Origin of the sequence: Citrobacter sp. RHBSTW-00986 (assembly GCF_013783065.1) — a bacterium.
GTDB classification, from domain to species: domain Bacteria; phylum Pseudomonadota; class Gammaproteobacteria; order Enterobacterales; family Enterobacteriaceae; genus Citrobacter; species Citrobacter braakii.
Window position 1 is genome coordinate 2,291,908 of sequence record NZ_CP056200.1, and the last position, 26,463, is coordinate 2,318,370.

26 protein-coding genes are annotated in these 26,463 nt (G+C 51.2%); 12 read left to right on the plus strand and 14 right to left on the minus strand.

Features of this window, described 5'->3' with window-relative positions; translation table 11 throughout:
- The first annotated feature begins 2 nt into the window (after nt 1-2).
- On the plus strand, nt 3-2,678 hold the full coding sequence (gene acnA / locus HV345_RS11315) for an aconitate hydratase AcnA (RefSeq protein ID WP_016153248.1): 2,676 nt from the start codon (nt 3-5) through the stop codon (nt 2,676-2,678).
- Between the two features lie 50 nt (nt 2,679-2,728).
- Here the strand turns inward: acnA and ribA are convergent, their stop codons facing one another.
- On the minus strand, nt 2,729-3,319 hold the full coding sequence (gene ribA / locus HV345_RS11320; protein WP_016153247.1) for a GTP cyclohydrolase II: 591 nt from the start codon (nt 3,317-3,319) through the stop codon (nt 2,729-2,731).
- A 202-nt stretch (nt 3,320-3,521) separates the two neighbouring features.
- On the opposite strand from ribA, the gene pgpB reads away from it, so the two are divergent.
- The 5 genes from pgpB to yciH all read left to right on the plus strand — a co-directional run bounded on the left by pgpB (nt 3,522) and on the right by yciH (nt 7,174).
- Complete coding sequence (pgpB, locus tag HV345_RS11325) at nt 3,522-4,286, plus strand: phosphatidylglycerophosphatase B (protein ID WP_016156647.1); 765 nt, start codon at nt 3,522-3,524, stop codon at nt 4,284-4,286.
- Nucleotides 4,287-4,435: 149 nt separating this feature from the next.
- Nucleotides 4,436-4,744, plus strand: coding sequence for a LapA family protein (locus HV345_RS11330; protein WP_006684318.1), 309 nt, complete (start codon nt 4,436-4,438; stop codon nt 4,742-4,744).
- 6 nt (nt 4,745-4,750) lie between these two features.
- Entirely contained in the window at nt 4,751-5,920 is a 1,170-nt protein-coding gene (gene lapB / locus HV345_RS11335; protein ID WP_181636638.1) for a lipopolysaccharide assembly protein LapB, read from the plus strand.
- A gap of 189 nt (nt 5,921-6,109) precedes the next feature.
- On the plus strand, nt 6,110-6,847 hold the full coding sequence (pyrF, locus tag HV345_RS11340) for an orotidine-5'-phosphate decarboxylase (RefSeq protein ID WP_181636697.1): 738 nt from the start codon (nt 6,110-6,112) through the stop codon (nt 6,845-6,847).
- Entirely contained in the window at nt 6,848-7,174 is a 327-nt protein-coding gene (gene yciH, locus HV345_RS11345) for a stress response translation initiation inhibitor YciH (protein ID WP_016153243.1), read from the plus strand. It begins immediately after the preceding gene.
- 90 nt (nt 7,175-7,264) lie between these two features.
- Here the strand turns inward: yciH and osmB are convergent, their stop codons facing one another.
- From osmB to fabI, 7 genes are all read right to left on the minus strand, one after another.
- Entirely contained in the window at nt 7,265-7,483 is a 219-nt protein-coding gene (osmB, locus tag HV345_RS11350) for an osmotically-inducible lipoprotein OsmB (RefSeq protein WP_003020583.1), read from the minus strand.
- Between the two features lie 268 nt (nt 7,484-7,751).
- Entirely contained in the window at nt 7,752-8,504 is a 753-nt protein-coding gene (locus HV345_RS11355; RefSeq protein ID WP_016153242.1) for a DNA-binding transcriptional regulator YciT, read from the minus strand.
- Nucleotides 8,505-8,598: 94 nt separating this feature from the next.
- On the minus strand, nt 8,599-8,781 hold the full coding sequence (locus HV345_RS11360; protein WP_016153241.1) for a hypothetical protein: 183 nt from the start codon (nt 8,779-8,781) through the stop codon (nt 8,599-8,601).
- Between the two features lie 182 nt (nt 8,782-8,963).
- The gene (gene pdeR / locus HV345_RS11365; protein WP_047502364.1) at nt 8,964-10,955 is read right to left on the minus strand and encodes a cyclic di-GMP phosphodiesterase; all 1,992 of its coding nucleotides are present in this window, start codon (nt 10,953-10,955) and stop codon (nt 8,964-8,966) included.
- A 265-nt stretch (nt 10,956-11,220) separates the two neighbouring features.
- The gene (locus HV345_RS11370; RefSeq protein WP_181636639.1) at nt 11,221-13,155 is read right to left on the minus strand and encodes an exoribonuclease II; all 1,935 of its coding nucleotides are present in this window, start codon (nt 13,153-13,155) and stop codon (nt 11,221-11,223) included.
- An 89-nt stretch (nt 13,156-13,244) separates the two neighbouring features.
- Nucleotides 13,245-14,390 (minus strand): carboxymuconolactone decarboxylase family protein, encoded by a 1,146-nt coding sequence (locus tag HV345_RS11375; protein ID WP_181636640.1) that lies wholly within the window; start codon nt 14,388-14,390, stop codon nt 13,245-13,247.
- Nucleotides 14,391-14,589: 199 nt separating this feature from the next.
- The gene (gene fabI, locus HV345_RS11380; protein WP_016156642.1) at nt 14,590-15,378 is read right to left on the minus strand and encodes an enoyl-ACP reductase FabI; all 789 of its coding nucleotides are present in this window, start codon (nt 15,376-15,378) and stop codon (nt 14,590-14,592) included.
- Between the two features lie 442 nt (nt 15,379-15,820).
- On the opposite strand from fabI, the gene HV345_RS11385 reads away from it, so the two are divergent.
- Nucleotides 15,821-16,510, plus strand: coding sequence for an EAL domain-containing protein (locus HV345_RS11385; RefSeq protein ID WP_047500365.1), 690 nt, complete (start codon nt 15,821-15,823; stop codon nt 16,508-16,510).
- 38 nt (nt 16,511-16,548) lie between these two features.
- Here HV345_RS11385 and sapF read toward each other — a convergent pair whose 3' ends face one another.
- Genes sapF through sapA form a run of 5 tightly spaced genes read right to left on the minus strand, consistent with a single transcriptional unit; the run spans nt 16,549 to nt 21,831 of the window.
- Entirely contained in the window at nt 16,549-17,355 is an 807-nt protein-coding gene (gene sapF / locus HV345_RS11390) for a peptide ABC transporter ATP-binding protein SapF (protein ID WP_016153235.1), read from the minus strand.
- 1 nt (nt 17,356) lies between these two features.
- A complete protein-coding gene (gene sapD / locus HV345_RS11395) occupies nt 17,357-18,349 on the minus strand; it encodes a peptide ABC transporter ATP-binding protein SapD (protein ID WP_016153234.1) in 993 nt (330 codons plus the stop codon).
- Nucleotides 18,349-19,239, minus strand: a complete 891-nt coding sequence (sapC, locus tag HV345_RS11400) for a peptide ABC transporter permease SapC (RefSeq protein WP_016156640.1) — start codon at nt 19,237-19,239, stop codon at nt 18,349-18,351. Before sapC ends, sapD begins: the two co-directional genes overlap by 1 nt.
- A complete protein-coding gene (sapB, locus tag HV345_RS11405) occupies nt 19,226-20,191 on the minus strand; it encodes a peptide ABC transporter permease SapB (protein WP_003020545.1) in 966 nt (321 codons plus the stop codon). The genes sapC and sapB overlap by 14 nt, the downstream gene beginning before the upstream one ends.
- A complete protein-coding gene (gene sapA / locus HV345_RS11410; protein WP_181636641.1) occupies nt 20,188-21,831 on the minus strand; it encodes an ABC transporter substrate-binding protein SapA in 1,644 nt (547 codons plus the stop codon). Before sapA ends, sapB begins: the two co-directional genes overlap by 4 nt.
- A 786-nt stretch (nt 21,832-22,617) precedes the next feature.
- On the opposite strand from sapA, the gene HV345_RS11415 reads away from it, so the two are divergent.
- Complete coding sequence (locus HV345_RS11415) at nt 22,618-23,526, plus strand: SDR family oxidoreductase (protein ID WP_016156638.1); 909 nt, start codon at nt 22,618-22,620, stop codon at nt 23,524-23,526.
- A gap of 105 nt (nt 23,527-23,631) precedes the next feature.
- Here the strand turns inward: HV345_RS11415 and pspF are convergent, their stop codons facing one another.
- A complete protein-coding gene (gene pspF, locus HV345_RS11420) occupies nt 23,632-24,621 on the minus strand; it encodes a phage shock protein operon transcriptional activator (RefSeq protein ID WP_029139556.1) in 990 nt (329 codons plus the stop codon).
- A 155-nt stretch (nt 24,622-24,776) separates the two neighbouring features.
- On the opposite strand from pspF, the gene pspA reads away from it, so the two are divergent.
- From pspA to pspD, 4 genes are read left to right on the plus strand one after another with little or no spacing between them, the layout of a single operon-like run.
- Nucleotides 24,777-25,445, plus strand: coding sequence for a phage shock protein PspA (gene pspA / locus HV345_RS11425; RefSeq protein WP_016153228.1), 669 nt, complete (start codon nt 24,777-24,779; stop codon nt 25,443-25,445).
- A 54-nt stretch (nt 25,446-25,499) separates the two neighbouring features.
- A complete protein-coding gene (gene pspB, locus HV345_RS11430) occupies nt 25,500-25,724 on the plus strand; it encodes an envelope stress response membrane protein PspB (protein WP_016153227.1) in 225 nt (74 codons plus the stop codon).
- Nucleotides 25,724-26,083, plus strand: coding sequence for an envelope stress response membrane protein PspC (gene pspC, locus HV345_RS11435; RefSeq protein WP_003020497.1), 360 nt, complete (start codon nt 25,724-25,726; stop codon nt 26,081-26,083). The genes pspB and pspC overlap by 1 nt, the downstream gene beginning before the upstream one ends.
- An 8-nt stretch (nt 26,084-26,091) precedes the next feature.
- Nucleotides 26,092-26,322 (plus strand): phage shock protein PspD, encoded by a 231-nt coding sequence (gene pspD, locus HV345_RS11440; protein WP_181636642.1) that lies wholly within the window; start codon nt 26,092-26,094, stop codon nt 26,320-26,322.
- Nucleotides 26,323-26,463 lie beyond the last annotated feature (141 nt).

Here is a 26,463-nt window from a genome sequence, read left to right on the forward strand (position 1 = left end):
CTATGTCGTCGACCCTACGAGAAGCCAGTAAGGACACATTGCAGGTTAAAGATAAAACCTACCGTTACTACAGTCTGCCGCTGGCCGCTAAATCACTGGGTGATATCACCCGTTTACCGAAATCGCTAAAAGTTTTGCTGGAAAACCTGCTTCGCTGGCAGGACGGTAATTCCGTTACCGAAGATGATATTCATGCGCTTGCGCATTGGCTGAAGACCGCCCATGCCGATCGAGAAATTGCCTATCGACCTGCTCGTGTTCTGATGCAGGATTTTACCGGCGTGCCGGCGGTGGTCGATCTCGCCGCCATGCGCGAAGCGGTAAAACGTCTGGGTGGGGATACGGCAAAAGTGAATCCGCTTTCGCCAGTGGATCTTGTCATTGACCACTCGGTAACGGTGGATCGTTTCGGTGATGATGATGCTTTCGAAGAAAACGTGCGCCTGGAAATGGAACGTAACCATGAACGTTATGTGTTCCTGAAATGGGGACAGCAGGCATTTAGTCGCTTCAGCGTTGTACCGCCGGGTACGGGGATTTGCCACCAGGTTAACCTTGAATATCTTGGCAAAGCTGTCTGGAGCGAGTTACAGGACGGTGAGTGGGTGGCTTATCCCGATACACTGGTCGGTACCGATTCCCATACCACGATGATTAATGGTCTCGGTGTGCTGGGCTGGGGCGTTGGAGGCATTGAAGCTGAAGCGGCAATGCTGGGTCAACCGGTCTCAATGCTGATCCCGGATGTTGTGGGCTTTAAACTGGTGGGTAAACTGCGGGAAGGTATCACTGCCACCGACCTGGTTCTGACCGTCACCCAGATGCTGCGTAAGCACGGTGTAGTCGGTAAATTCGTTGAATTCTACGGTGATGGGCTGGACACCTTACCTCTGGCCGATCGAGCAACCATTGCGAACATGGCACCGGAATACGGCGCAACCTGCGGTTTCTTCCCGATCGATGACATTACCCTTGAGTATATGCGTCTGAGCGGGCGCAGTGAGGAACAGGTTGAGTTGGTCAATGCCTATGCCAAAGCGCAGGGAATGTGGCGTAACCCAGGGGATGAACCTGTGTTTACCAGTTCGTTGGAGCTGGATATGGGCAGCGTAGAGGCAAGCCTTGCTGGACCGAAGCGTCCGCAGGATCGGGTGGCGCTGGCTGATGTGCCGAAAGCCTTTTCGGCGAGTAATGAACTTGAGGTGAATAGCTCGCTGAAAGACCGTCAGCCAGTGGACTATACCATGAGCGGTCAGCAGTATAAGCTGCCGGACGGCGCGGTGGTGATAGCCGCTATCACCTCTTGTACCAACACCTCAAACCCAAGCGTATTGATGGCGGCGGGGCTGCTGGCGAAAAAAGCCGTCACGCTTGGTTTGAAACGTCAGCCATGGGTGAAAGCCTCGTTGGCGCCAGGATCGAAGGTGGTTTCCGATTATCTGGCAAAGGCAGGGTTCACTCCGTACCTTGATGAGCTGGGATTTAATCTTGTGGGTTATGGCTGTACCACCTGTATTGGCAACTCTGGACCCTTACCCGATCCTATCGAAACAGCCATCAAAAAAGGCGATCTTACAGTTGGGGCAGTGCTTTCTGGAAACCGTAACTTTGAAGGTCGTATCCATCCGCTCGTGAAGACCAACTGGCTGGCGTCTCCGCCGCTGGTGGTGGCCTACGCGCTGGCGGGGAATATGAATATCAACCTGACGAAAGATCCGTTAGGCCATGACAGAAAAGGCGATCCTGTTTATCTGAAAGATATTTGGCCGACAGCCAAGGAAATTGCCCGCGCCGTTGAGCAGGTCTCTACCGCCATGTTCCACAAAGAGTATGCTGAAGTCTTTGAAGGCACGCCAGAATGGAAAGCAATCCAGGTTGATCGCGCTGATACCTATGGCTGGCAGTCTGACTCGACCTATATCCGTTTGTCACCGTTCTTCGATGGTATGCAGGCTACGCCGGATCCGGTTCAGGACATTCACGGTGCGCGTATTCTGGCGATGCTCGGAGATTCTGTTACCACCGACCATATTTCTCCTGCCGGCAGTATTAAGCCAGACAGCCCGGCGGGGCGCTATCTGCAAAGCCATGGCGTTGAGCGTAAAGATTTTAACTCTTACGGTTCACGACGCGGGAATCATGAAGTGATGATGCGTGGTACCTTTGCCAATATTCGTATTCGCAATGAGATGGTACCCGGCGTGGAAGGTGGCATGACGCGTCATTTGCCGGGAACCGAAGTGGTGGCTATTTATGATGCGGCCATGCAATACCAGCAGGAGAACGTGCCTCTGGCAGTGATTGCCGGGAAAGAGTATGGATCTGGCTCCAGCCGTGACTGGGCGGCGAAAGGCCCACGTTTGCTGGGCGTTCGCGTGGTTATCGCAGAGTCTTTTGAGCGAATTCACCGTTCTAACCTGATTGGCATGGGCATTTTACCGCTGGAATTCCCGCAGGGCGTCACGCGTAAAACGCTGGGATTAACCGGTGAGGAGGCGATCGATATTACGGACCTACAAAACATTAAACCGGGGGCGACAGTTCCGGTGAGTATGGTACGCGCAGATGGGCGTAAAGAGGTGATTCTATGCCGCTGTCGCATTGATACCGCGACGGAGCTAACGTATTACCAAAACGACGGCATTCTGCACTACGTGATTCGTAATATGTTGAATTAAAATGCAAAAAAGCCTGCGAGAGCAGGCTTTTTGATAGGCGGTGACAACGATTATTTGCCCAGCAAATGTCCCATCTTGGCGGCTTTGGTGTCCAGATAATGTTCATTTTTTGGATTACGGCCCACGATCAGCGGTACGCGTTCAACAATATTGATTCCCGCTTCGGTCAGGATTTCTACTTTCTTCGGGTTATTGGTCAGCAAACGTACCGCATCCACGCCCAGCAGCTTGAACATATCGGCACACAGCGTGAAATCGCGCTCGTCTGCCGCAAATCCCAACTGATGATTCGCTTCAACGGTATCATAACCCTGGTCCTGCAACGCGTAAGCGCGGATTTTGTTGAGCAGGCCAATGTTGCGTCCTTCCTGACGGTGATAAAGCAGAATACCACGCCCTTCTTCAGCAATGTGGGTGAGGGCCGCTTCAAGCTGGAAACCGCAATCGCAACGCAGGCTAAACAGCGCATCACCAGTCAAACATTCGGAGTGGACGCGCGCCAGGACAGGTGTTTGGCCTGTGATATCGCCAAAAACCAGTGCGACATGATCGTGTCCGGTTGCCAGTTCTTCAAATCCCACCATCAGGAAATCACCCCAGGGGGTTGGCAGTTTGGCTTCTGCCACACGTTTAAGCTGCATGTAATTCTCCAGATTATGCTGGCACTCGTCGTGCCTTCGCCTGTCGGCTTCTGTTCTGTATTACACTATTTTGCCATAAGGCAACGACGTTCACCTAATCGCGACCACGGATTCGCTTTTGGAATGGCACAAAATTGTCAATTTTCCCGACGTGTGAATTTTTCAGTTATGATTGTGATACTTATCGACGAAAGGAGAGGCAATGCTGTCTATTGCAAAGCGCACCGCAGTGGGGACCGGACTGCTACTTATCATGCCGGTTGCCGTATGGGTATCAGGCTGGAGCTGGCAGCCGGGGCACAATGTCTGGTGGTTAAAGTCCTTGTACTGGGTAACGGAAACGGTGACGCAGCCGTGGGGAATTATCACTCACGTTGCGCTTTGTGCATGGTTTCTGTGGTGCCTGCGTTTTCGTCTTAAAGCCGCGATAATGTTGTTTGCTATTCTGGCAGCGGCGATTTTAGTGGGACAGGGCGTGAAGTCCTGGGTAAAAGACAGGGTGCAAGAACCGCGACCTTTTGTCGTGTGGCTGGAAAAAACGCACCATATTCCGGTTGATGAGTTCTACACTTTAAAACGTAAAGATCGTGGGCATTTAGTCAAAGAACAATTGGCCGAACAGCAGGATATTCCAACGTTTTTACGCAAGCACTGGCAAAAAGAAACGGGTTTTGCCTTTCCGTCCGGACATACGATGTTTGCCGCCAGTTGGGCTTTACTGGGCGTAGGGCTGTTATGGCCGCGCAGACGTACGCTGACGATTGTGTTTCTGCTGATCTGGGCGACCGGCGTGATGGGCAGCCGCTTGCTGTTAGGCATGCACTGGCCCCGTGATTTGGTGGTGGCAACGCTGATTTCGTGGCTGTTGGTGACGCTGGCAACCTGGCTTGCACAGCGGGTATGCGGACCATTAACCCCACCAGTGCAGGAGGAAAAAGAAATCGCGCAGCGAGAACAAGAAAGCTAGCGATGATTGATTTTTCAAATTTTGCCCTTAAATCAGAAAGTGGAAAGCGCTTTTCCGTTTCGCACTCGTTGTGAAAATGGTAATTTAAAGGGCTCAACGCGGTAAGTTGGACACGATTTATTCGCTCAAACCACATAACGGGAAGTAATGTGAAATATTTACTCATTTTCTTACTGGTGTTGGCGATTTTTGTTATTTCGGTGACATTGGGTGCGCAAAACGATCAACAGGTTACGTTTAATTACCTGCTGGCTCAGGGTGAGTATCGTATCTCTACGCTGCTTGCTGTATTGTTTGCCGCAGGGTTTGCGATTGGTTGGCTAATTTGCGGCCTTTTCTGGCTGAAGGTTCGTGTGTCTCTTGCGCGCGCCGAACGTAAAATCAAACGACTGGAAAACCAGCTTGCGCCTGCGACCGACGTTGCGGTATCTGCCGATTCGTCGGTTGTGAAGGAATAATTATTTATGTTGGAGTTGTTGTTTCTGCTTTTACCTGTAGCCGCTGCCTATGGGTGGTATATGGGTCGCAGAAGTGCGCAACAAATCAAGCAGGATGAAGCTAACCGTCTTTCTCGTGACTATGTCGCCGGGGTTAACTTCCTCCTGAGCAATCAACAAGATAAAGCGGTGGATCTGTTCCTTGATATGCTAAAAGAGGACACAGGCACCGTTGAGGCTCATCTCACCCTCGGAAACCTGTTCCGCTCTCGCGGTGAAGTCGATCGCGCAATCCGCATCCATCAAACGTTAATGGAAAGTGCCTCGCTGACCTACGAGCAGCGTTTGCTGGCCGTGCAACAGCTGGGGCGCGACTACATGGCCGCGGGACTGTACGACCGCGCGGAAGACATGTTCAATCAGCTTACCGATGAAACTGATTTTCGGGTTGGCGCATTACAGCAACTGTTGCAAATTTATCAGGCCACCAGCGAATGGCAAAAAGCCATTGATGTAGCAGAGCGTCTGGTAAAACTCGGCAAAGACAAGCAGCGTAATGAGATAGCCCACTTCTACTGCGAACTGGCCTTACAGCAAATGGGTAGCGACGATATGGATCGCGCCATGACGCTGTTGAAAAAAGGCGCGGCGGCAGACAAAAACAGTGCACGGGTATCCATCATGATGGGTCGCGTGTACATGGAAAAAGGTGATTACGCGAAGGCGGTTGAAAGCCTGCAACGGGTCATTTCCCAGGATAAAGAGCTGGTCAGCGAAACGCTGGAAATGCTGCAAAGCTGCTACCAGCATCTGGGGAAAAACGATGAGTGGGCGGAGTTTTTACGTCGGGCCGTCGAGGAAAATACTGGTGCCGCCGCCGAACTGATGCTGGCGGATATTCTTGAGGCGCGTGAGGGGGCTGATACCGCTCAGGTCTATATCACTCGTCAGCTGCAACGTCATCCTACGATGCGCGTGTTCCACAAGCTGATGGATTATCATCTCCACGAAGCCGAAGAAGGGCGTGCCAAAGAGAGCCTGATGGTTCTGCGCGATATGGTCGGAGAGCAGGTACGCAGTAAACCGCGTTACAGCTGCCAGAAGTGCGGTTTTACGGCGTATACGCTGTACTGGCACTGTCCATCCTGCCGTTCATGGTCAACCATTAAGCCCATTCGCGGACTTGATGGGCTGTAATTTTTAAAAAAACCTCATTTTAGTTACAACATACTATTGGTGTGTAATCGATCCATCCTCAACCTCCGCTGCCGGCTCGCCTGGCAGAAATGTAATCGCGCCTGTTAATTTTCTATTACCGCAGGTAGAATGCACGCCGTTTACCCATTTCGCGCCGCCGTGGGCGCCCATCCTCAAGAAGGTCTGGTCATGACGTTTACTGCTTCATCTTCTTCTCGTGCTGTTACCGATTCTCCTGTCGTTGTCGCTCTCGATTATTCTAATCGTGATAAAGCATTAGCTTTTGTCGACAGAATTGATCCTCGTGATTGCCGTTTGAAAGTGGGCAAAGAGATGTTCACGCTTTTTGGGCCTCAGTTGGTTCGCGATCTACAACAGCGTGGTTTTGACATCTTTCTTGATTTGAAATTTCATGATATTCCCAATACCACCGCGCATGCAGTTGCCGCTGCTGCCGAACTTGGCGTCTGGATGGTTAACGTTCACGCTTCTGGCGGGGTGCGTATGATGACTGCAGCCCGTGAAGCCTTAGTGCCTTTTGGCCAGGACGCGCCGCTGCTGATTGCCGTGACGGTTCTGACCAGTATGGAAGCCAGCGACCTCGCCGATCTAGGCGTGACGTTGTTACCTGCGGATTATGCTGAAAGACTGGCGCGCTTAACCCAGAATTGTGGTCTGGATGGTGTCGTATGCTCAGCTCAGGAAGCGGTGCGATTCAAGCAGGCGTTGGGCCAGGCATTTAAGCTGGTGACACCGGGTATTCGTCCAGAAGGCAGCGAGGCGGGCGATCAGCGTCGTATTATGACACCGGAACAGGCGCAATTAGCAGGTGTGGATTACATGGTGATTGGTCGTCCGGTCACCCAGTCGGCCGATCCCGCGCAGACGCTGAAGATGATCAATGCTTCCCTGAAACGAGGTGCGTAAATGAACGACTCAAACTCTCGTCTGGTCTACTCAACCGACTCTGGGCGTATTGATGAACCGAAAACAGCGCCTGAGCGTCCAAAAGGCGATGGCATTGTTCGTATCCAGCGCCAGACCAGTGGTCGCAAAGGGAAGGGCGTGTGCCTGATTACCGGTATTGACCAAGACGATGCCGAACTGACCAAATTAGCCGCAGAACTGAAGAAAAAGTGTGGTTGCGGTGGAGCAGTGAAAGATGGCGTGATTGAAATTCAGGGGGATAAACGCGACCTGATTAAATCGCTGCTGGAAGCTAAAGGAATGAAAGTTAAACTGGCTGGCGGTTAATAAAAAAGCCACGGAAACTTTCCGTGGCTTTTTAATAATACAGACCTGAAAAAGTAAACGTATTATTATATCGAGCCGTTTAACCGTAGATTATTTACCCACCTGGTGGCCGATAATACCACCTACTGCAGCACCACCCAGCGTACCCAGCGTGCTACCGTCAGTCAGGACTGCACCACCTATTGCACCTGCACCAGCACCGATTGCGGTGTTACGATCTCGTTTGGACCAGTTAGAGCAGGCACTCAGCGACATTGCCAGAGTAATCGCCAGAATGGCAGCGGTCATTTTTTTGCTCGTTACTAACATAATACTTTCTCCTGAATTATTGATTCACGGAATCCAGTGTTCTTTAAGGATAGCGTCAAATTAAGACTATCGAAGATATTTCCGTGAAACCGTTTAGCGAAGTCATTACAAACACTATCCTGAAGTTGGAGGTTCGTTCCTGTTATATCGCTAACATTAATTTTACGACTTTATCCTGTTAACGACAGGTAAAAAGTCTTAATTGGATTGTCAGATAACTCTCAGAGAGCAGATGATTTGTCTGCTGACAAACCATCTACTGAAGATTTTATGCGTGGGCATCAATGATATTGACGATTAATCCTGAATGTTCGAGCTGCATTTGTACGCTGGCGCTGAGTCTGGAGTCCGTTACTACGCGGCTGAATCGCTCTAATGGACCCAGCGTGTAAGGGTGAATGGCGTCGAATTTTGAGCTGTCGGTCAACACAATAACTTCTGCGCCTTTTTCCAGCACCGCGTTAACCACGTCAGAACGCATCATATCGCGTCCGGTAAAACCGGTATCAGCCTGCCAGCCGTCAATGCCGATAAAGGCCTTACTGAAGTGTACCTGCTGGATAAACTGGCGAGTTAAGGGGCCGACCATGCTCTCACTTTTTTTCTGGTAAATTCCACCGAGAAGTATCACTTCACAGGGCGTTTCTTTGAGCAGATGAGCAATGTAGCTGCTCACGGTGATGATGGTGACATCTTTTTGCTCTGCCAGCGTTCTGGCCAGAAGTGCATTGCTGCTGCCATTCTCAATGAATACGGATTCGCCTGGACTGACCAGAGATGCAGCGAATTCAGCCAGTTCACGTTTCAGAGTGAAATTGGTCATCATGCGCGTTTCAACATCATCGCTGTTCAATGAAACAGCAAAACCGTGGGCTCGGCGTAAGTAACTCTGTTTTTCCAGCGTGTTCAGATCCTGTCGAATCGTCACTTCGGAGACACCGGTGACTTTTGCCAGATCGGCGACGCTCATCTGACCTTTATCGGTCACCATCTGCAAAATAGATTGTTGTCGGGAATTCATAGTATTAATTTTATTGCGATATCGTATCGGAAATTAAACGGAAACTGCATTATCTGCAGTTGCTGATAGCAGCGACATCAAAAGATCACTGTCATCAGATCTCCCATGGCGCCTTCTGCTTTTTCGCCAAAGATTCGGCATCTTCTTTGACCGTGTTTAACAGTTCAGCTTTCAGAATTTCAAGATTGTGGATGGCTGAGTGGTAATCACCTGCAACGAGGATATCCAGCACAGTATCAATACGTTCGGCCAGACGCTGAGCGTCGATATCAGACATGGTCGTCATCCTAATGGCAATAGAGTTTGAATTTCATGATGCAGAATTTCATGGCAAAAGAGAAGGGAAAAATAGTATTAACCTGAACGATTGAAGAATATTATATATTCTGTGATTACATGCGGATAGCGTCGTCATGTAATGTCCATTTATGGCTATTCATCACCTTCATTCCCTCTGCATTAGCGCATTTTTTTACTCAGATGGCGGCGATACCAACGTTCAAATGCGGCGGCTGGCATTGGTTTGGCGAATAAAAACCCCTGACGCTCATTGACGCCATTTTTGGTCAGAAACGCATCCTCTTTCGCGCTTTCCACGCCTTCGGCGATGACCTGCAGGTTGAGCGCCTGTGCTACCGCAACTATGGCCCGTACCAGCGATTGTGAAATAGGTTGTTTGTGGATCTCTCTGACAAAGGTCTGATCCAGTTTAATGGCATCTAGCGGAAAGCGGGCCAGTTGAGACAGCGACGAATAACCGGTACCAAAATCATCCAAATGGATTTGCGCTCCTAACTGGCTAAACTGCTGAATGACTGACAACGCCAGTTGCTCATTTTCTATCAAACTGCTTTCCGTTAATTCAACATCGATGGGGCAATACTCAAAGTTGAGCTCGTGAAGCACCTGCTTAAGTGCGGTAAAAAGCGTCTGGTCGGCGAGCTGGCGGGCAGAAACGTTTACCGCCACGCGCAGGTTTATTCCCTTGTCACGCCATTTCGCGACCTGGCGCACAACGTCGAGAATAACCCAACGCCCCAGCGGGACGATGAGCCCCGATTCTTCGGCGTAGGATATAAACTCCAGCGGTGGAATGAGGCCGCGTTCCGGAGATTGCCAGCGAACCAGCGCCTCCAGGCTGCGCACTTCACCGCGCCAGGTTATCTTTGGCTGATAATGGATAACCAGTTGATCGTTATCCAGCGCCTTACGCAGATTAGTATCCAGCCACAGATATTCAAATACCCGCTGATTCATTTCCGGAGAAAAAACACAAAACTGCCCACGGCCGCCTTCTTTCGCGGTGTACATGGCTGTATCCGCGTTACGAATGACGCTCTCGCAGTCCTGGCCATGCTGAGGTGCGAGGGATATACCAATAGAGCATCCGGTATAGACTTCAATCAGACCGATGCGGAAGGGCTGGCGCAGGCGCGTCAGAATGCGTGATGCGGTGGCTTCCAGTGTGCCCTGGGATGTTTCGGTGGCAAGAACAATGAATTCATCGCCGCCAAATCGCGCCAGGATCTGGTTGTCTTCGAGGCAACTGAGGATTGCCAGCGACACGCTTTGTAGTAGCTGATCGCCAAACATATGCCCGTAGGCATCGTTTACCTTTTTGAAGTTATCCAGATCGAGGTACGCAATACCGACCTGCGTATCGCCCGCGTTCTCAATTGCATTGCTGATCAGTTCATGAATTGCGTTGCGGTTTGGTAATCCAGTGATGGAGTCGGTATTTGCCAACACCCGCAGTCGTTCCTGCGCGCGGCGTTCTTCAGTGATATCGGTCCCGGAACAGATCAGAAAAATTTCGTTCTTGCCGCTACCGTTATGCACAAATTTATTGCGAAACAGAAACAGACGCTGGCCTTTGCAGGTCTTGACCCAGCGTTCAACCTCATACGAGTTACCTTCGCGAAAAAAGACCTCAATATTGCGCCGTGAAGCCGCTGCTTCACGACGGCTCATAAATAATGTGAATACACTTTGACCAATGACTTCACGTTCTTTGAGGCCGGTGTACTCTTCGCACAGGCGATTAAACCGCTGAATGTTGCCCATGCGGTCAAGAATGACAATAACGGAATTGGCTTCGGAAACGACTTGTTCGGCAAAAGAGAGGCCGTGGGCCAGATCGCGGGCGACGGAAGGGGTGTCATCCCAGGCGGATGCGCTACCGGCCCATTCGCGCTTATTGATTTTTCGACCGACCAGATGCACGGGAATGTCGTCATCTTCAATGGGCAACGTCATTAACAGACTTGACGTGATCACTGTCATTTCGCGAATGCGATCGGCTTGTTCAGGTAATAATTCGATGGTCTGATCAGCTTCTGACGCTTCGTCGATAGAGAAATGCAGGATGTTGCAATCCTCTGACAAACGCCAGTAGGGGTTATGAGTGCCCACATAGCTATACAACGTAACCAGCTCCCGGACGTCTTTCATCATGTGTACTATCCCGTTTAAAGCGCATAGAGCCTCAAAAGTATGGGTAGCCATGATTCATTCGGGGTGATTATGGCTGAACGTATTGTTTTTTTTATATATTTATGTTTAATCCAGAATCCGTAAAAAGCAAAGCCAGCGGAACTGAAAAAAGTAAAAAAATAAAATTGACTGAATGAAAGAAGTGTAGTGCGGTGGTGGGAATTTGGGCGGAAAAAAGAAACGACCTTTCACAAAATGAGAAAGGTCGCTGGATTGATACGTGTTACGCGGCTGGACGCGCGATAACGCTGCGGGTTTCCATGCGAACTTCGGCGATGGTTACGTCAATCACATCCGTGACTTTGTAAACCACTTCACCTTTAATTTGCACCGTGCCGCTTTCCTGGCTGCATACCAGCTCGTCCCGAACGGCGTGCAGGAATGGGGCAGGAATAAATGCGACTGCGCCATTATCAATTAAACGCACGCGCATACCGCCGCGGCTGACGTCAATTATCTCGGCCGCAAAGCGGGTATCGGTCCCGGCTTTGTCACTCAGGAAACGGGCGTATAACCAGTCGCCCACATCACGTTCAGCCATCCGGTTCAGGCGACGACGTTCCGCCATTTGCACCGTGGTATCATCCCCAGGGCGGGAAATGGTTTCACCTTTGATGACGGCCTTAAGCAGGCGGTGGTTAATCATATCGCCATATTTACGAATAGGAGAGGTCCAGGTGGCATAAGCCTCCAGACCCAGCCCAAAGTGCGGCCCTGGCTCGATACTGATTTCAGCGTAAGACTGGAAACGGCGAATTCGGCTGTCGAGGAAACCAGAAGGCTGCGCATCCAGCTCGCGGCGCAGTTTGCAGAAACCTTCCAGCGTCAGGACTTCCTCGGCATCAACGTGCATACCATGGGTTTTTAGCAGCGCGGCCAGAGCGTCGGCGTTGGCAGGGTCGAATCCCATATGGACGTTATAAATACCGAAGCCGAGCTTGTCGCGAAGCACGCGGGCGGCGCAAATGTTTGCCGCAATCATGGATTCTTCCACGATACGGTTTGCGATGCGGCGTGGCTCAGCAACGATGTCCAGGACTTCACCTTTTTCACCAAGAACAAAACGGTAATCCGGGCGATCTTTAAATACCAGAGCATGGTTATGACGCCATTCACCGCGGCTCAGGCAAATACGGTGTAGCAGACGGATTTGTTCAGCAATCGCGTCGTTTGCAGGCTGCCAGTCACCGGTATCTTCCAGCCAGTCGGAGACGTTGTCGTAGACCAGCTTCGCTTTCGACTCAATCGTCGCTGCGAAGAAGGTGATGTTGTCTTCAATCGCTCCATCCGCGGTGATGGTCATACGACAAGCCAGAACCGGACGCACTTCGTTCGCGCGTAAAGAGCACAGATCGTCAGACAACTCGCGTGGTAGCATCGGGATATTGAACCCCGGCAGATAGTTAGTAAACGCGCGAATTTTTGCCGTTTTATCCAGCTTGCTGCCTTCTGCAATCCAGGCCGTAGGGTCGGCAATGGCGACAGTTAATTGCAGTTTGCCGTCGGCCAGCTCTTCAGCATACAGCGCATCGTCCATATCTTCGGTGCTGGCGCTGTCGATGGTGACAAAGTTGAGGGCGGTTAAATCCTGACGAACCAGACCTTCATCCAGCATCTCAGTTGCCACACCGTCCGGCGCTTCTTTTTCGAGATTATGGCGTGCCAGCGTGACCCACCACGGGACAAAGTGGTCATCAGCAAAAGTGATAAATTGGGTTAACTCGGCATAGAAGGTGCGATCGCCTTTCAGCGGGTGGCGGCGCATTTCAGCGACGGCCCAATCACCTTCTTTAAAGTCGTGCTCAACGCCGCGGGCGGCACGGCAAGGGATCGCTTCTTTCAGTAACGGATGATCCGGCACAATGGACAGACGATCATTTTTGCCCTGAACTTTACCCACGAAGCGCGTCAGGAAGGGTTCGATCAGTTCTTCCGGCTCGGCAGATTCACGATCTTTTTCTGTATGGATAACCGCAACAATGCGGTCGCCATGCATCACTTTTTTCATCTGCGGCGGTGGAATGAAATAGCTTTTTTGTGCATCGACTTCCAGGAAGCCAAAGCCTTTTTCCGTGGCTTTTACCACCCCTTCAGCACGTGGCGTCTGGGAATGCAGTTGCTGTTTAAGCTGCGCTAGCAGCGGGTTGTCCTGAAGCATAATTGTCTATTTTCGTGGCTAAAAGAGCGGCTGACAGTTTTACGCGATTCTCTCAGTTGCGGCAAGCGCTCTTTCAGTAAGTGGATCGGTTAATAAGTCTCGCCCAGCGCGATTTTCAAGCGATTCAACCATCCGCACAATCCGCTCCAGGCCAGCAGGTTAATCGCTTGTTCAGAAGAGATGCCCTGATCGAACAAAGGGGTTAACAGCGCGGCGCTAAAACGGTCGGGCGCTCGGGTTAGCCATTGTACCGCCTGCAGGGTGACGCGCTCAACCGGATGTCGCTGTTCCCAGCGCTGTAATTCACGTTCCTCCTGGCGAAGCAGGGCGATAACGTTGGCTAATTCATCGGCTGTATGTGCCTGTTCATTAAAGCAGGCCACGCTGCCGTTAATCCGTGAGGTCATTAGCGCCGCCAGTGAAAATGCCTGCACCGGTACTGCGCTGCGCCGGGTACTGGAAATCAGTGTCGTGAATAAATCTAAAATGACCGGTGAATGAATCAGTAATGGCACCAACGCTTGCAGTTCATCGGGAAAATGTCTGGCCTTCGTCTCGTCCTGAGCAGGATATTTTTCGATTGGGAATGGTGCAGCGTGCCAGGTAGCGTTTGTTGCACTAAATGGCGAAGCGTGAGCGAATTGCTGTATATCCAGCCCCGGTATTCGGCGTACCGGATGTCCAAACCAGGCCTGAAACAGAGCCACGGTCCGGGCCTGAAAACCGACGAAGCCGATGATTTGATTCATCAAAATACTATCGCTGGTAGTCAGCCCGACCGCATCCAGATGCTGGCGATCGCGTGCGCCTATCACGTCAGGAGAGCTGGCAAGTTGGCGAGCATATTGGGTGATTTGCGCCAGCCGATGGTTACTTTCCCGTGACGAGTCAGGACCAGGAAGCGGTGTTAACCGCGCGGCATAGTGATTGCACAATCGCTGGACGCCATACACCTGAGCGACGGTAAGCGCCGTACTCATCCGTTCATAGGCGCTGAATGTGTGCATCTGATTCAGGTTTACGTGAACCGGGAAGAGAACCTGGGCAAGTTTACGGGCAGGGGTTAACCAGGATTGAAAAGGCAAAAGGGCGTCATCAGGTATCGCCAGATCCAGTAAAAAGCTGTCGTCGACATGAGCGGCTTCCGGCACCAGCGGCAGAATATCTTGCGGATGCTTGCTGGATTGCGTCTCATGATACCAGTGGCTTTTGCCTTCAATTCGGCGTTGTTCCATGGGCGGTCCTTGGTCTAAAAAGTGGCGACCCGGACACGTCGTCTACTACTACGCCGGATCGTTTGCGCTGCAATATCCTGACGTAAGCAGAAGAGGGGATGAAAGATTGTTCCGTGATAATAAATATCAGAAAAGCATATATGGCGACGGGCAGAGGAGAGTCATGGGCGGGGCAAGACCGCCCATAGAAGACTTACGATTATTTCAGTTCCAGCTCGTTCATTGCCGCGATACTGAAGCCACCATCGACGTGAACGACTTCACCAGAGATGCCGGCAGCAAGATCGGAGCACAAAAATGCTGCGGAGTTGCCCACATCTTCAATGGTTACAGTGCGGCGAATCGGCGTAACCGCTTCACAATGCGCCAGCATTTTACGGAAATCTTTAATGCCGGAAGCGGCGAGTGTACGGATAGGACCGGCGGAAATAGCGTTCACACGCACGCCTTCAGGACCCATCGCATTAGCCATATAGCGGACGTTCGCTTCCAGTGAGGCTTTTGCCAGGCCCATCACGTTGTAGTTAGGGATGGCGCGCTCTGCGCCCAGATAGGATAGCGTCAGCAGCGCCGAGCCTGGGTTCAGCATGGAACGGCAGGCTTTTGCCATCGCCACAAAGCTGTAAGCGCTGATGTCATGAGCAATTTTGAAGCCTTCGCGGGTGACTGCATTCACATAGTCGCCATCCAGTTGGTCTGCGGGCGCAAAACCAATGGAGTGCACGAAACCGTCGAATTTCGGCCAGGCTTTGCCCAGTTCGGTAAACAGTGCATCAATGCTGGCATCTTCCGCCACATCACACTGCAGTACGATGCTGGAACCCAGTTGAGCTGCAAATTCTTCGACGCGGCCTTTTAGTTTGTCATTCTGGTAGGTGAACGCCAGTTCAGCCCCTTCGCGATGCATGGCCTGAGCGATACCCCAGGCGATGGACAGTTTGCTGGCAAGACCCGTTACCAGAATGCGCTTACCGGAAAGAAAACCCATAGCTTTAATCCTTATGGTCATTGCTTATTTTTAGCAATCAATGAGTTATGATCACAATTTGAAGGCGGTTCGAAATGGGGCTGCAATTATATCCCACTCTTTGTGCCTTGTAGAATAGTTATCATCCCTTACTGATAATCACTTTTCATTACACATGAGGGTTATAACACTTTCCCTGGTTAAGTCTCATTCATTCTGCGAAGCGCGGGGGGGATGGAGAAAATACAAGGCTTTAAAGGCATCTCAATGGTATTATTAACTGCTAGCTTATGTTTTAAAACATAGCAATGTAAGAACTTTCTTAAAACAAAAAATATGACCGTATTCAGTTCGTTATGATATATTGTTTTTATCGATCAATATTGACACATTGATCGTTATTATTGATTGATTGTGATTAAAAGTGCATTATCAGGAAGTTATGATCAATTGGAGTGGTCTTATGCACTATCATTTCATCGCGGAACCGATGAGAGACACAACTGATACGTTACTGGGTGTTGAGATGAGCGTCCGGTTTGCTTCAGATACGGTTTCGCCGATACATCCAGAGTTCATCATTTCAGCGTGGAATAGCGAACAAAAACGTAATTTCATGCTCGAGCAAATTCGATTAATTGCCGAAAAGCGTAATTGGTTTGAGAGCCACAACCTTTTCTGTACTCTGAACCTCATTGATGAAATGGCGCTGCTGGCAATTGGCGACCCGAGCGTCAAATCGGCGCTACATGCCATGCCTTTTGTCGCACTAGAACTTTCAGAGCGCTTTCTGACGAATACCGTATGTCTGAATAATCTGCTGATTAATTCACTTTGCGACGGTCCAAACGCATTATGGCTGGGCGATCTGGGCTCCGGCAGCATTGGGGCCAGTCCGCTGGTTTGCGGTCGTTTTGATGTTGTAAAGTTGGATCGTGGTTTTTTCCTGGATCAGGCTGAAAAACCGATGTTCCCGGTGCTAATTAAAAACATCCGCGAATATTGCGACCGCATTGCGGTGGAGGGCGTGGAAACCAAACAGCTTATCGACGAAGTAGGCGCGGCTGGTGTTTGGGTGATGCAGGGATCTCTTTTCCCTTCGGTCGCGTTTAGCGAGGTTGATACACTGCTCTTACCAAATGTTTGTCACTGATTGCAAAATTGCCCTCCGGTTGAGGAGGGCTGCATCTGCTAGCGATCTTTACGCCACGCGTCAGCGGTAAGCGCTTCGCCGAAATGACCGGCGATCAGGCGACGGGTCAGCTCATGCAACGGAGAGGCCAGAACATCTGCTGTACTGCCGCGTTCAACCACTTCACCCTGGTGCATGACTAATACCTGATCGCTGATGTGCTTCATCATGCCGATGTGCTGAGTCACATAGATATATGAAATCCCCTGTTTTTCCTGTAATTCCAGCATCAGATTGATGAGCTGCGAACGCATCGACATGTCCAGAGAGGCCAGGGCTTCGTCGGCGATAATGACTTTGGGTCGCAAAATGAGCGCTCGGGCAAGACCCAGACGCTGTTTTTGTCCCGGAGCCAGCATATGCGGGTAATAACTCACATGGTCAGGCAACAGACCGACCATCCGCATGGTCTCGATGATCTGTTTGCGGCGCTGTTCAGGCTCGAGATCGGTGTTCAGACGTAGCGGAAAATCGAGGATCTGCGAAATACGTTGCCGTGGGTTAAGCGACGTTGACGGATCCTGGAAAATCATACGGATACGCTGACTACGGAATGAATAATCACCATATTTTAACGGGTGATCGTCAATCAGCAGCTCACCGCTGGTGGGCTCAATCATACCGGCCAGCATCTTCGCCAGCGTAGATTTACCGGAACCATTTTCACCTATGACGGCGAGCGTCTGACGCTCGCGCAGGGTAAAGCTCAGCGGCTTAACGGCCTCAACTGTCTGACGGCGGAATAAGCCCGTCCGGTAGCGAAAGGTTTTGCTCAGATTACGAACTTCGAGCAGGGTTTCTACCATCTCACTCTCTCTCCATGTTCAGTGGGAAATGACAGGCGTAGAGATGATTCTTTGCTCCGGTCAGTCTTGGGGTTTCGATACATTCGCGCTGAGCATAAGGGCAGCGCGGCCCCAGACGACAGCCGATAGGTAATTGTTCCAGCAATGGAATGGCTCCTGGCATGGTATTCAGGCGGCTTTTGTGCGGCATTGCGCTACCAAAATCAGGAATGGCGCGAATCAACGCTTGGGTATAAGGATGATGCGGAATAGTCACCAGCTCTTTACTGGGCGCAGTTTCCACCGTTTGCCCACAGTACATCACGTTAATTTTGTCAGCCCACTGGCTGAGCATTTGCAGGTCATGGCTGATCAGCAAAATGGTGGTATTGCTGTTTTGGTTCAGACGGGTCAGCAGGCGGAAAATTTGCGCCTGAGTGGTTGGCTCCATCGCGTTCGTTGGTTCGTCGGCAATCAGTAAACGCGGCTGATTAGCCAGGGCGATTGCGATCATCACCTTCTGGCATTCGCCGTCGGTCAGCTCATACGGGAAGCTGCGCATCGCATCTTTATGATCTTTTATCCCGACGCGGTGCAGGAGTTCAATCGCGCGGCGTTTACGCCAGCCGATACGCTGCCACCAGCGGCCTTTATAAGTCCATGCCGGAATATTTTGCATCAGTTGTCGTCCAATGCGCTCAGACGGATCGAGACACGATTGCGGTTCCTGAAAGATCATGGAAACGTTATGGCCGACCAGCTTGCGTCGTTCACGCGCTGAAAGGCGCAACAGATCGATATCATCAAAGCGCATGCGGTCTGCGGTTACGCGCCAGTTATCTTTAGCGACGCCGCAAATGGCCTTGGCGATCAGGCTCTTGCCCGATCCAGACTCGCCAACCAGTCCGCGGATTTCACCTTCATTGAGGGTCATGCTGACGCGGTCAACCGCCTTCACCCAGTCGTCGCCGGTTCTGAATTCAATGGTCAGGTTGCGGATATCCAGTAATGGCATTATTCCACCCCCGCAATAATTGCCCGGCGCACGCCATCACCCAGCAGGTTAACCAGCAGCACGCTTATCATAATCGCCGCGCCAGGCAGCATAACCGTCCACGGTGCGACATAAATCAGCTCCAGCGCGTCGCCAAGCATGGCTCCCCATTCTGGTGACGGCAACTGTGCGCCAAGGTCGAGAAAACCCAGCGCGGCGATGTCCAGAATCGCCATCGACAGCGCACGGGTGATTTCAGTGATAAGTCCGGCGGTAATATTGGGCAGAACGGCAAACCACAGGATATTGAGCGTGGTTGCACCGTCCAGGCGAGCGGCGATAACGTACTCTTTTTCCAGCTCGTCATGCACCATGCTGTAGACGGAGCGTACCATGCGCGGCAGCAGCGCCAGCCAGACGGCAAACATCGCGTGTGTCAGATGCGGTCCGGCAAAGGCCACCACAATAATCGCCAACAGCAGCGAAGGGATCGAGAGCAGGGTGTCCAGAATGTGGTTCAGCACCGCGGAGCGCAAACCGTGCGTTGCGCCGGCAACCACGCCCAGTAACAGGCCACATAGTGTGGCGGCGAGGGTGACGACAAACGCGCCGCCAACGGTTGGGGCCGCGCCGCTGAGCAGGCGACTTAGCACGTCACGCCCGAGATCGTCAGTTCCGAGGAAAAATGAGACTTCGCCATAGCGCGACCATGACGGCGGTAAAAGCTGATAGCCGAGAAATTGCTGGTCGATGCCATAAGGGGCAAACCAACCACCAAAAATACACAGAATCGCCAATCCTGCGCAGCCATACAGGCCGATCATCGCAGTCGCATCGCCGTAAAAATTGCGCCATGCGGTGCGCAACGTACCCGGCGGGCGCTTTTCGCTGTAGACGCTATCGTAAGGCATACCATTCCTTATGTTTCAGAGGGTTAGCCATAGCACCCAAAATATCAGAGATGACGTTAACGATGATAACCAGTGAGCCAATCACCATGACGCCCGCCGAAATTGCCGCGTAATCCTGTTGGCGAATTGCGTTAATCAGCCAACGGCCAAGACCTGGCCAGCTAAAGACCATCTCGGTGATCATCGCCAGCGTCAGCATGGTGGAAAACTGTAAGCCCAGACGCGGGATCACCGGCGGAAGGGCGTTGTGCAGAACGTGACGGCGCAGGATGGTTAAGCGTGACAGACCGCGCGTGGCGGCCGCTTTAACATAGTTTTGATCAAAGACCTCAATGGTGCTGATTCGCATCAGGCGAATAACTTCCGTGGTAGGGGCGACGGAAAGCGTCAACACCGGAAGCACCATGTGACGGATTGCGCTGACCAGCATTTCATCGCGCCAGGGCGAGTCGGAGATCCACGCATCAATAATGGCAAATCCGGTAACGGGCTTCACTTCATAGAGAAGATCAAAGCGTCCCGAAACGGGAAGCCAGCCGAGAGTCAGTGAGAAGAGCAACGTCAGCAACAGCGCCAGCCAAAAAACCGGAATGGAAAAGCCCATCAACGCTAAGGCGCTGATGCAGCGGTCCTGCCATTTGTTCCGCGTGATCCCTGCCAGCATACCAACGGGGATCCCAACCATCAGCGCAAAACCAAAGGCCAGAATGCACAGTTCCATCGTCGCCGGGAACACCTCCTTCAACTGTTCTGAAATCAACTGACCGTTAATACTGGATACACCAAAATCCCAGTGAATGAGGCCATTGAACCAGAATACCCAGGCGTTCCACAGCGATGCACCCTGTAACGGCGCATGAGGCGTGAAGTAGCTCAGGCTGAATCCAATAAAGGTCAGGAAGAAGAGGGTGACCAGCAGCAATAAAAAACGACGCAGGGTGAAGATAATCATGGCTTTTTCACCTCATCTTTCTTTACCCTGGAAACCCCGGCAAAAGATGCATTGCCGAACGGACTCAGCACCAGTCCTTTGATATCGTAACGATAAGCCTGTAGACGCAGTGAAGAGGCCAGCGGCAGGATCGGTAACTCTTTCGCGAGAATATTTTGCGCTTCGTCATAGGCATCAATTCGCGATGAGAGTTGCTGCGAAGAGAGGGCCTTGCGCAGAACGCTGTCAAATTCCGGATTACACCAGTGGGCGAAGTTAGTCTGCGAGTTGATGGCGGCGCAGCTTAGCAACGGTCGGAAAAAACTGTCAGGATCGTTACTGTCCGTCGCCCAACCGGATAACGTTAGATCATGGTTCATATCCATTAATCGCGCCTCCTGAAAACGACCTTCTACCGGAATGATTTTAACTTTCACACCCACCTGAGCCATGTCAGCCTGAATCAGCTCGGCGGTTTTCAGTGGACTGGGGTTCCAGGCCTGAGAACTGGTGGGTACCCAAAGCTGTAATGTCAGGTTCTCCAGCCCCAGTGCTTTTAACTGCTCGCGCGATTTTGCCGGATTGTACTCTGTAATTTTAGCTTCGTTGTCATAAGCCCACGAGGCGCGAGGCAAAATAGATGCTGCGGTTTCCGCCGTCCCGTAGTAGATGGACTGCATCAGCCGTTGGTTATTAATGGCCAGCGCCAGCGCATGCCGCACGGCGGGATTATCCATCGGTGGTTTATTGGTATTGAATGCCAGATAGGCGATGTTCATCCCCGGGCGCAGGGTCAGACGCAGGCGCGGGTCATCACGCAAAATGCTGAGCTGACTGGCGGCAGGCCAGGCCAGAACATCACACTCACCGGTCAGGAGTTTCGATAGACGTCCGGTGCCGCCAGAGCCGAGGTCCACAACCACCTGCGGCATCAGAGGAGTACCACGCCAGAATTTTTCATGGCGCTGCAGTCGAACATATTGCCCTGCGCGATTCTCCGAAAGCTGGTACGGTCCGGTGCCGACGGGTTGTCTGTCGAGCAACTCCTGACGATCCTGTTTTGCCAATTTAGCCGCATATTCTGCTGACATCACGGAGGCATAGTGCGTGGCAAGGTGCCACATGAAGGAGGCATCGGGCTGAGTTAAGCGGAACTCAACGGTGTTGTTGTCCAGCTTGCGTACGCTTTGGACGTTATCGGCGAACTGTAGGCTGTCGAAGTAGGGGAAACTGCTACCGTTTACATTGTGCCACGGATGCTGGCGATCAAAGATGCGCTCGAAGGTAAACACCACGTCGTCTGCATTCAGTTTGCGGGTGGGGGTGAACCAGGCCGTCTTCTGAAACTGGACGTCACGACGCAGATGGAAGCGGTAGGTTGCGCCGTTATCCAGCACCTCCCAGCTTTCAGCCAGCTCAGGCACCAGTCGATAGGTGTACGGATCGACATCGAGTAGTCGGTCATACAGCTGGGCTGCCAGGGTGTCGACGATAAGACCGCTGCTCGCTTTTTGCGGGTTGAACGTATTGACCTGCCCGCTAACGCAATAGACAAAGCCGCTGTCACGAATATCAGCATGCGAAGCCTGTTCAGGCGCGGCAGCAGCCTGACCACTCAGAAATCCAGCCATCACGATCAGAGATGATAAAACCAGGCGCATAATTTTAAAGGATTATAAATAAAGAGGCTATCTTACTAATATTTAATGACATTTGCCATTACCGTTTGTGTTTGGGGACCGCACAGGTGATAACCGCGAATTCAACATCGCGACAGGGTCACCCTTCATACCCGCTATCCACTTTGAATTTACTCTGTTAACTATCTTAGCATTTTCATGACCCATCTGACTCGTTAAAACGCGGGATTCGCTGGCTGACAGAAAAATGTGAGGGGGACGTGGGGGAAAGTGACCATGACCGCCAGGAGAGAGCATCAGCAATATCGCGGGGAAAGTGAAATATAAAAATAATCTCATAATGGCGCTATGGATAATTTCATTCGTTCTCCATTTCGATAGGGCTGAGATGTTAAATTTGGTTGCTATTTATTTATGCTGATTGTTGGATAATTCTTAAATGATAACGAGTATTGAATCATAACGTTGGTAAAATATAAGCGAGGCGACGTAGGTAGATGAATACAGGAAAAACAATTGCATAGGACTCTATTAACCTCTCGCTTCTGAGTGGTATCTCGTTACTCAATAAAATTGTCTGGCCTGTTAAGGTTTTATTTATATAGCTCATTGATATATATGGATTTAAGTGCTATGGGTTAAGCAGGGATTAATCTCATAAAATACTCGAAAGCGCGATGCGGTGATTAGTGTATCGGTAGAGGTGACATTACGCGAAATATTAAATTGCGGTGAATTACAAAGGTCATGCCACTCATTTTGGTCTACGCTTAATAATCTTTGTGATAAAAAATGAGAGGTATTTAAATGGCTGACTTAAACAATGAAAAAAAGACCATCAATAAAACTCATTCTGCGCGTTTTCCGGCACCGCCTTTTCCACAGCAGAAGCAACCCTTCCCAGGGCTGGCCGGAAAAATGCAACCGCGTCCCGATCATGGGGAGGAGAGCTATCAGGGAAGCGGTCGATTGAATGGGCGCAAGGTATTAATTACCGGGGGGGATTCAGGGATTGGCCGTGCTGTTGCCATTGCTTATGCCCGTGAAGGCGCTGATGTTGCGATCAACTATTTACCTGATGAAGAAGACGATGCGCGTGAAGTGGTCGACTTGATAAAAAAAGCAGGCAGAAATGTCGTGGCTATCCCCGGAGATATTCGAGATGAAACTTTTTGCGGCCAACTGGTTAAACAGGCGGTAAAAGGGCTGGGTGGGTTGGATATCCTCGTCAATAATGCGGGTCGTCAGCAATTTTGCGAGTCTATTGAGGCGCTCACCACAGAAGATTTCGATGCCACATTCAAGACTAATGTCTACGCTATGTTTTGGATCACCAAAGCGGCTATCCCCCATCTTTCACGAGACAGCGTGATAATTAATACCTCCTCGGTACAGGCTTATGAGCCTAGTGAAATCCTGCTTGACTATGCTCAGACCAAAGCGGCGATCGTGGCATTTACTAAATCGCTGGCGAAACAGCTGGCACCGAAAGGGATACGGGTTAATGCCGTAGCGCCAGGCCCATACTGGACTGTACTGCAATGCTGTGGCGGTCAGCCACAGGAAAAAGTGGAGAAGTTTGGGGCAAATGCACCGCTGGGTCGTCCGGGTCAACCAGTGGAAATTGCGCCGCTTTATGTCACTTTGGCCGCTGAAGAGAACAGTTATACATCCGGCCAAGTTTGGTGCTCTGATGGGGGGACAGGGACCCTCTGACGTTTATGCTCCGTGAGTCGAAAAGTCAGAGGGGAAAGTGACTTTAATGGACGAGTGCTGACAATAAAGCGTCAAACCCTCCAATATAACGTTGGCAGAGGCGCGCTAAATCTGGTGTTTCTTAAGCAACGCGCGTAGCTGATGGTAAGTCAGACCCAGTAACTCAGCGGCTTTTTTCTGATTAAATTTCGCCTGCTGCAAGCTGGTTTGTAGAAAGTCTTTCTCTTGTTGCTGCTGGAATTCACGCAGATCCAGCGGTAATGCTACAGATGTCTGCTTTGGTGGTGCTGCCTGTGGCTGCGCAACGTGGCGGCGGAAGGGGTCAATGATGATCTCATCCAGCGGGTAATCGCTGGTACCGTGCCGGTAAACGGAGCGCTCCACGACGTTTTTCAGTTCACGAATATTACCCGGCCAACGGTAATGGAGGAGGGTTTCTCTGGCCTCGGCGCTAAATCCCGGAAAAAGCGGTAACCCGATCTCGCGGCACATCTGAATGGCAAAGTGTTCGGCCATTAACATGATGTCGCTTTGACGCTCGCGTAGTGGGGGAAGTTGCACCACGTCAAAGGCCAGACGATCCAGCAGGTCTGCGCGAAAAGTGCCTTCGCTGACCATACGTGGCAGGTCGGCATTGGTCGCGCAGACCAGTCGCACGTTAACCTGCAAGGGCTGGCTGCCGCCGACGCGTTCCAGCTCGCCATACTCAATTACGCGCAGCAGTTTTTCCTGTACCAACATTGGCGCGGTCGCCAGTTCATCAAGAAACAGCGTGCCGCCGTCAGCGCGTTCGAAACGTCCTGGATGGCGTTTTTGTGCACCGGTAAACGCACCGGCTTCGTGACCAAACAGTTCGGAATCAAGTAAGTTTTCGTTGAGAGCCGCGCAGTTAAGCGAAATAAATGGGCCCTGCCAACGGCTGGAGAGGTAGTGCAGGCGGTTGGCAATAAGCTCTTTCCCCGTACCTCGCTCACCGATAACCAGTACAGGTTTATCCAGCGGCGCCAGATGAGAAACCTGTTCCAGCACTTCAATAAAGCTGTTCGCTTCGCCCAGAATATTGTCTTTGTATCCTGCCATGATGAAATTCACCACTTGTTAGTGTTATTCACCAATTTACCCTAATTCTCCCGTCAGGTAAAATTGGATATTTACATTAAAATCAATTAGTTAAAAAGTTGGCACGCCAAGTGCATTACGAAAACAGCAGGGCATAGCCCGATATCAGAACAGTAAGTGAGGATTACATTATGGGTATTTTTTCTCGTTTTGCCGACATCGTGAACGCCAACATTAATGCGTTGCTGGAAAAGGCTGAAGATCCGCAGAAACTGGTGCGGTTAATGATCCAGGAAATGGAAGATACGCTGGTTGAGGTGCGCTCAAACTCCGCACGCGCTCTGGCAGAAAAGAAACAATTATCTCGCCGTATCGAACTGGCCAGCGCACAACAGGCAGAGTGGCAAGAAAAAGCCGAGCTGGCGCTGCGTAAAGAGAAAGAAGATTTGGCGCGTTCTGCTTTAATCGAAAAACAGAAACTGACTGATCTGATTGCTTCTCTGGAGCATGAGGTGACGCTGGTTGACGATACGCTGGCGCGAATGAAAAAAGAGATCGGTGAGCTGGAAAATAAACTCAGTGAAACCCGTGCTCGTCAGCAGGCATTGATGCTGCGCCATCAGGCTGCGAGCTCTTCGCGTGATGTTCGTCGTCAACTGGACAGCGGTAAGCTGGATGAAGCGATGGCACGCTTTGAATCTTTCGAGCGTCGTATCGATCAGATGGAAGCTGAGGCCGAAAGCCATAACTTCGGTAAACAGCAGTCTCTGGATCAGCAATTTGCTGACCTGAAAGCAGATGATGAAATCAGCGAGCAACTGGCGCAACTTAAAGCCAAAATGCAGCAAGATAAGCAATAATAACATCTGGCGGCGCCCGAACGCGCCGCCGCTCATCACCTGTAAGGAGTACTCATGAGCGCGCTATTTCTGGCTATCCCATTAACCATCTTTGTGCTGTTCGTTTTACCGATTTGGCTCTGGCTGCATTACAGCAACCGTTCCAGTCGTGGCGAACTGGCGCAAAGTGAACAGCAACGTCTGGTAGAACTCAACGATGACGCACAGCGGATGCGCGAGCGCATTCAGGCGCTGGAAGACATCCTTGATGCTGAACATCCAAACTGGAGGGACCGCTAATGGGAGGCGTTAATCTGAACAAAAAACTGTGGCGTATTCCGCAACAGGGCATGGTGAAGGGGGTTTGCGCAGGTATTGCGCATTACCTCGATGTGCCTGTGAAGCTGGTGCGGATCCTGGTGGTGTTGTCCGTCTTTTTTGGTCTGGCCTTTTTCACCTTCGTCGCTTACATCGTGCTGACGTTTGTGTTGGACCCGATGCCGGACAATGTGGTTTCCGGTGAGCAGCAGCCATCAAGCGGCGAGCTGTTGGATGCCGTCGATCGCGAGCTGGCGGCAAGTGAAAAGCGTTTGCGTGAAATGGAGCGTTATGTCACCTCTGATACCTTTTCATTGCGCAGCCGTTTCCGCCAATTGTGAGGATAGAAATGAACAATCGCTGGCAACGTGCCGGGCAAAGGGTTAAGCCGGGCTTTAAAATAGCAGGTAAGCTGGTGCTTTTAACTGCGCTTCGTTACGGCCCGGCGGGGGTAGCAGGGTGGGCGGTAAAGTCCGTCGCCCGACGCCCGCTTAAAATGCTGCTGGCGTTGGTCCTGGAGCCGGTTTTGAGTCGGGCAGCGGCAAAATTATCGAAACTCTATTCAGGTAATCAACGCTGATATCCGAATCAGCAAAAGCAAGCAACAATTAATCAACATTCCCACTGTTAATTTGCGGCAGCTCACAAATACGATTTTTTGGCTGCCGAAATTCTTTTATTATCCCCCTCCTGGCCACCTCAGCCGATTGACAGCTTATTT

Coding starts and splice junctions, on each gene's coding strand:
- acnA (WP_016153248.1), top strand. CDS start 3: ATGTCGTCGACCCTACGAGAAGCCAGTAAGGACACATTGCAGGTTAAA.
- ribA (WP_016153247.1), bottom strand. CDS start 3,319: ATGCAGCTTAAACGTGTGGCAGAAGCCAAACTGCCAACCCCCTGGGGT.
- pgpB (WP_016156647.1), top strand. CDS start 3,522: ATGCTGTCTATTGCAAAGCGCACCGCAGTGGGGACCGGACTGCTACTT.
- lapB (WP_181636638.1), top strand. CDS start 4,751: ATGTTGGAGTTGTTGTTTCTGCTTTTACCTGTAGCCGCTGCCTATGGG.
- pyrF (WP_181636697.1), top strand. CDS start 6,110: ATGACGTTTACTGCTTCATCTTCTTCTCGTGCTGTTACCGATTCTCCT.
- yciH (WP_016153243.1), top strand. CDS start 6,848: ATGAACGACTCAAACTCTCGTCTGGTCTACTCAACCGACTCTGGGCGT.
- osmB (WP_003020583.1), bottom strand. CDS start 7,483: ATGTTAGTAACGAGCAAAAAAATGACCGCTGCCATTCTGGCGATTACT.
- HV345_RS11355 (WP_016153242.1), bottom strand. CDS start 8,504: ATGAATTCCCGACAACAATCTATTTTGCAGATGGTGACCGATAAAGGT.
- HV345_RS11360 (WP_016153241.1), bottom strand. CDS start 8,781: ATGTCTGATATCGACGCTCAGCGTCTGGCCGAACGTATTGATACTGTG.
- pdeR (WP_047502364.1), bottom strand. CDS start 10,955: ATGAAAGACGTCCGGGAGCTGGTTACGTTGTATAGCTATGTGGGCACT.
- HV345_RS11370 (WP_181636639.1), bottom strand. CDS start 13,155: ATGCTTCAGGACAACCCGCTGCTAGCGCAGCTTAAACAGCAACTGCAT.
- HV345_RS11375 (WP_181636640.1), bottom strand. CDS start 14,390: ATGGAACAACGCCGAATTGAAGGCAAAAGCCACTGGTATCATGAGACG.
- fabI (WP_016156642.1), bottom strand. CDS start 15,378: ATGGGTTTTCTTTCCGGTAAGCGCATTCTGGTAACGGGTCTTGCCAGC.
- HV345_RS11385 (WP_047500365.1), top strand. CDS start 15,821: ATGCACTATCATTTCATCGCGGAACCGATGAGAGACACAACTGATACG.
- sapF (WP_016153235.1), bottom strand. CDS start 17,355: ATGGTAGAAACCCTGCTCGAAGTTCGTAATCTGAGCAAAACCTTTCGC.
- sapD (WP_016153234.1), bottom strand. CDS start 18,349: ATGCCATTACTGGATATCCGCAACCTGACCATTGAATTCAGAACCGGC.
- sapC (WP_016156640.1), bottom strand. CDS start 19,239: ATGCCTTACGATAGCGTCTACAGCGAAAAGCGCCCGCCGGGTACGTTG.
- sapB (WP_003020545.1), bottom strand. CDS start 20,191: ATGATTATCTTCACCCTGCGTCGTTTTTTATTGCTGCTGGTCACCCTC.
- sapA (WP_181636641.1), bottom strand. CDS start 21,831: ATGCGCCTGGTTTTATCATCTCTGATCGTGATGGCTGGATTTCTGAGT.
- HV345_RS11415 (WP_016156638.1), top strand. CDS start 22,618: ATGGCTGACTTAAACAATGAAAAAAAGACCATCAATAAAACTCATTCT.
- pspA (WP_016153228.1), top strand. CDS start 24,777: ATGGGTATTTTTTCTCGTTTTGCCGACATCGTGAACGCCAACATTAAT.
- pspB (WP_016153227.1), top strand. CDS start 25,500: ATGAGCGCGCTATTTCTGGCTATCCCATTAACCATCTTTGTGCTGTTC.
- pspC (WP_003020497.1), top strand. CDS start 25,724: ATGGGAGGCGTTAATCTGAACAAAAAACTGTGGCGTATTCCGCAACAG.
- pspD (WP_181636642.1), top strand. CDS start 26,092: ATGAACAATCGCTGGCAACGTGCCGGGCAAAGGGTTAAGCCGGGCTTT.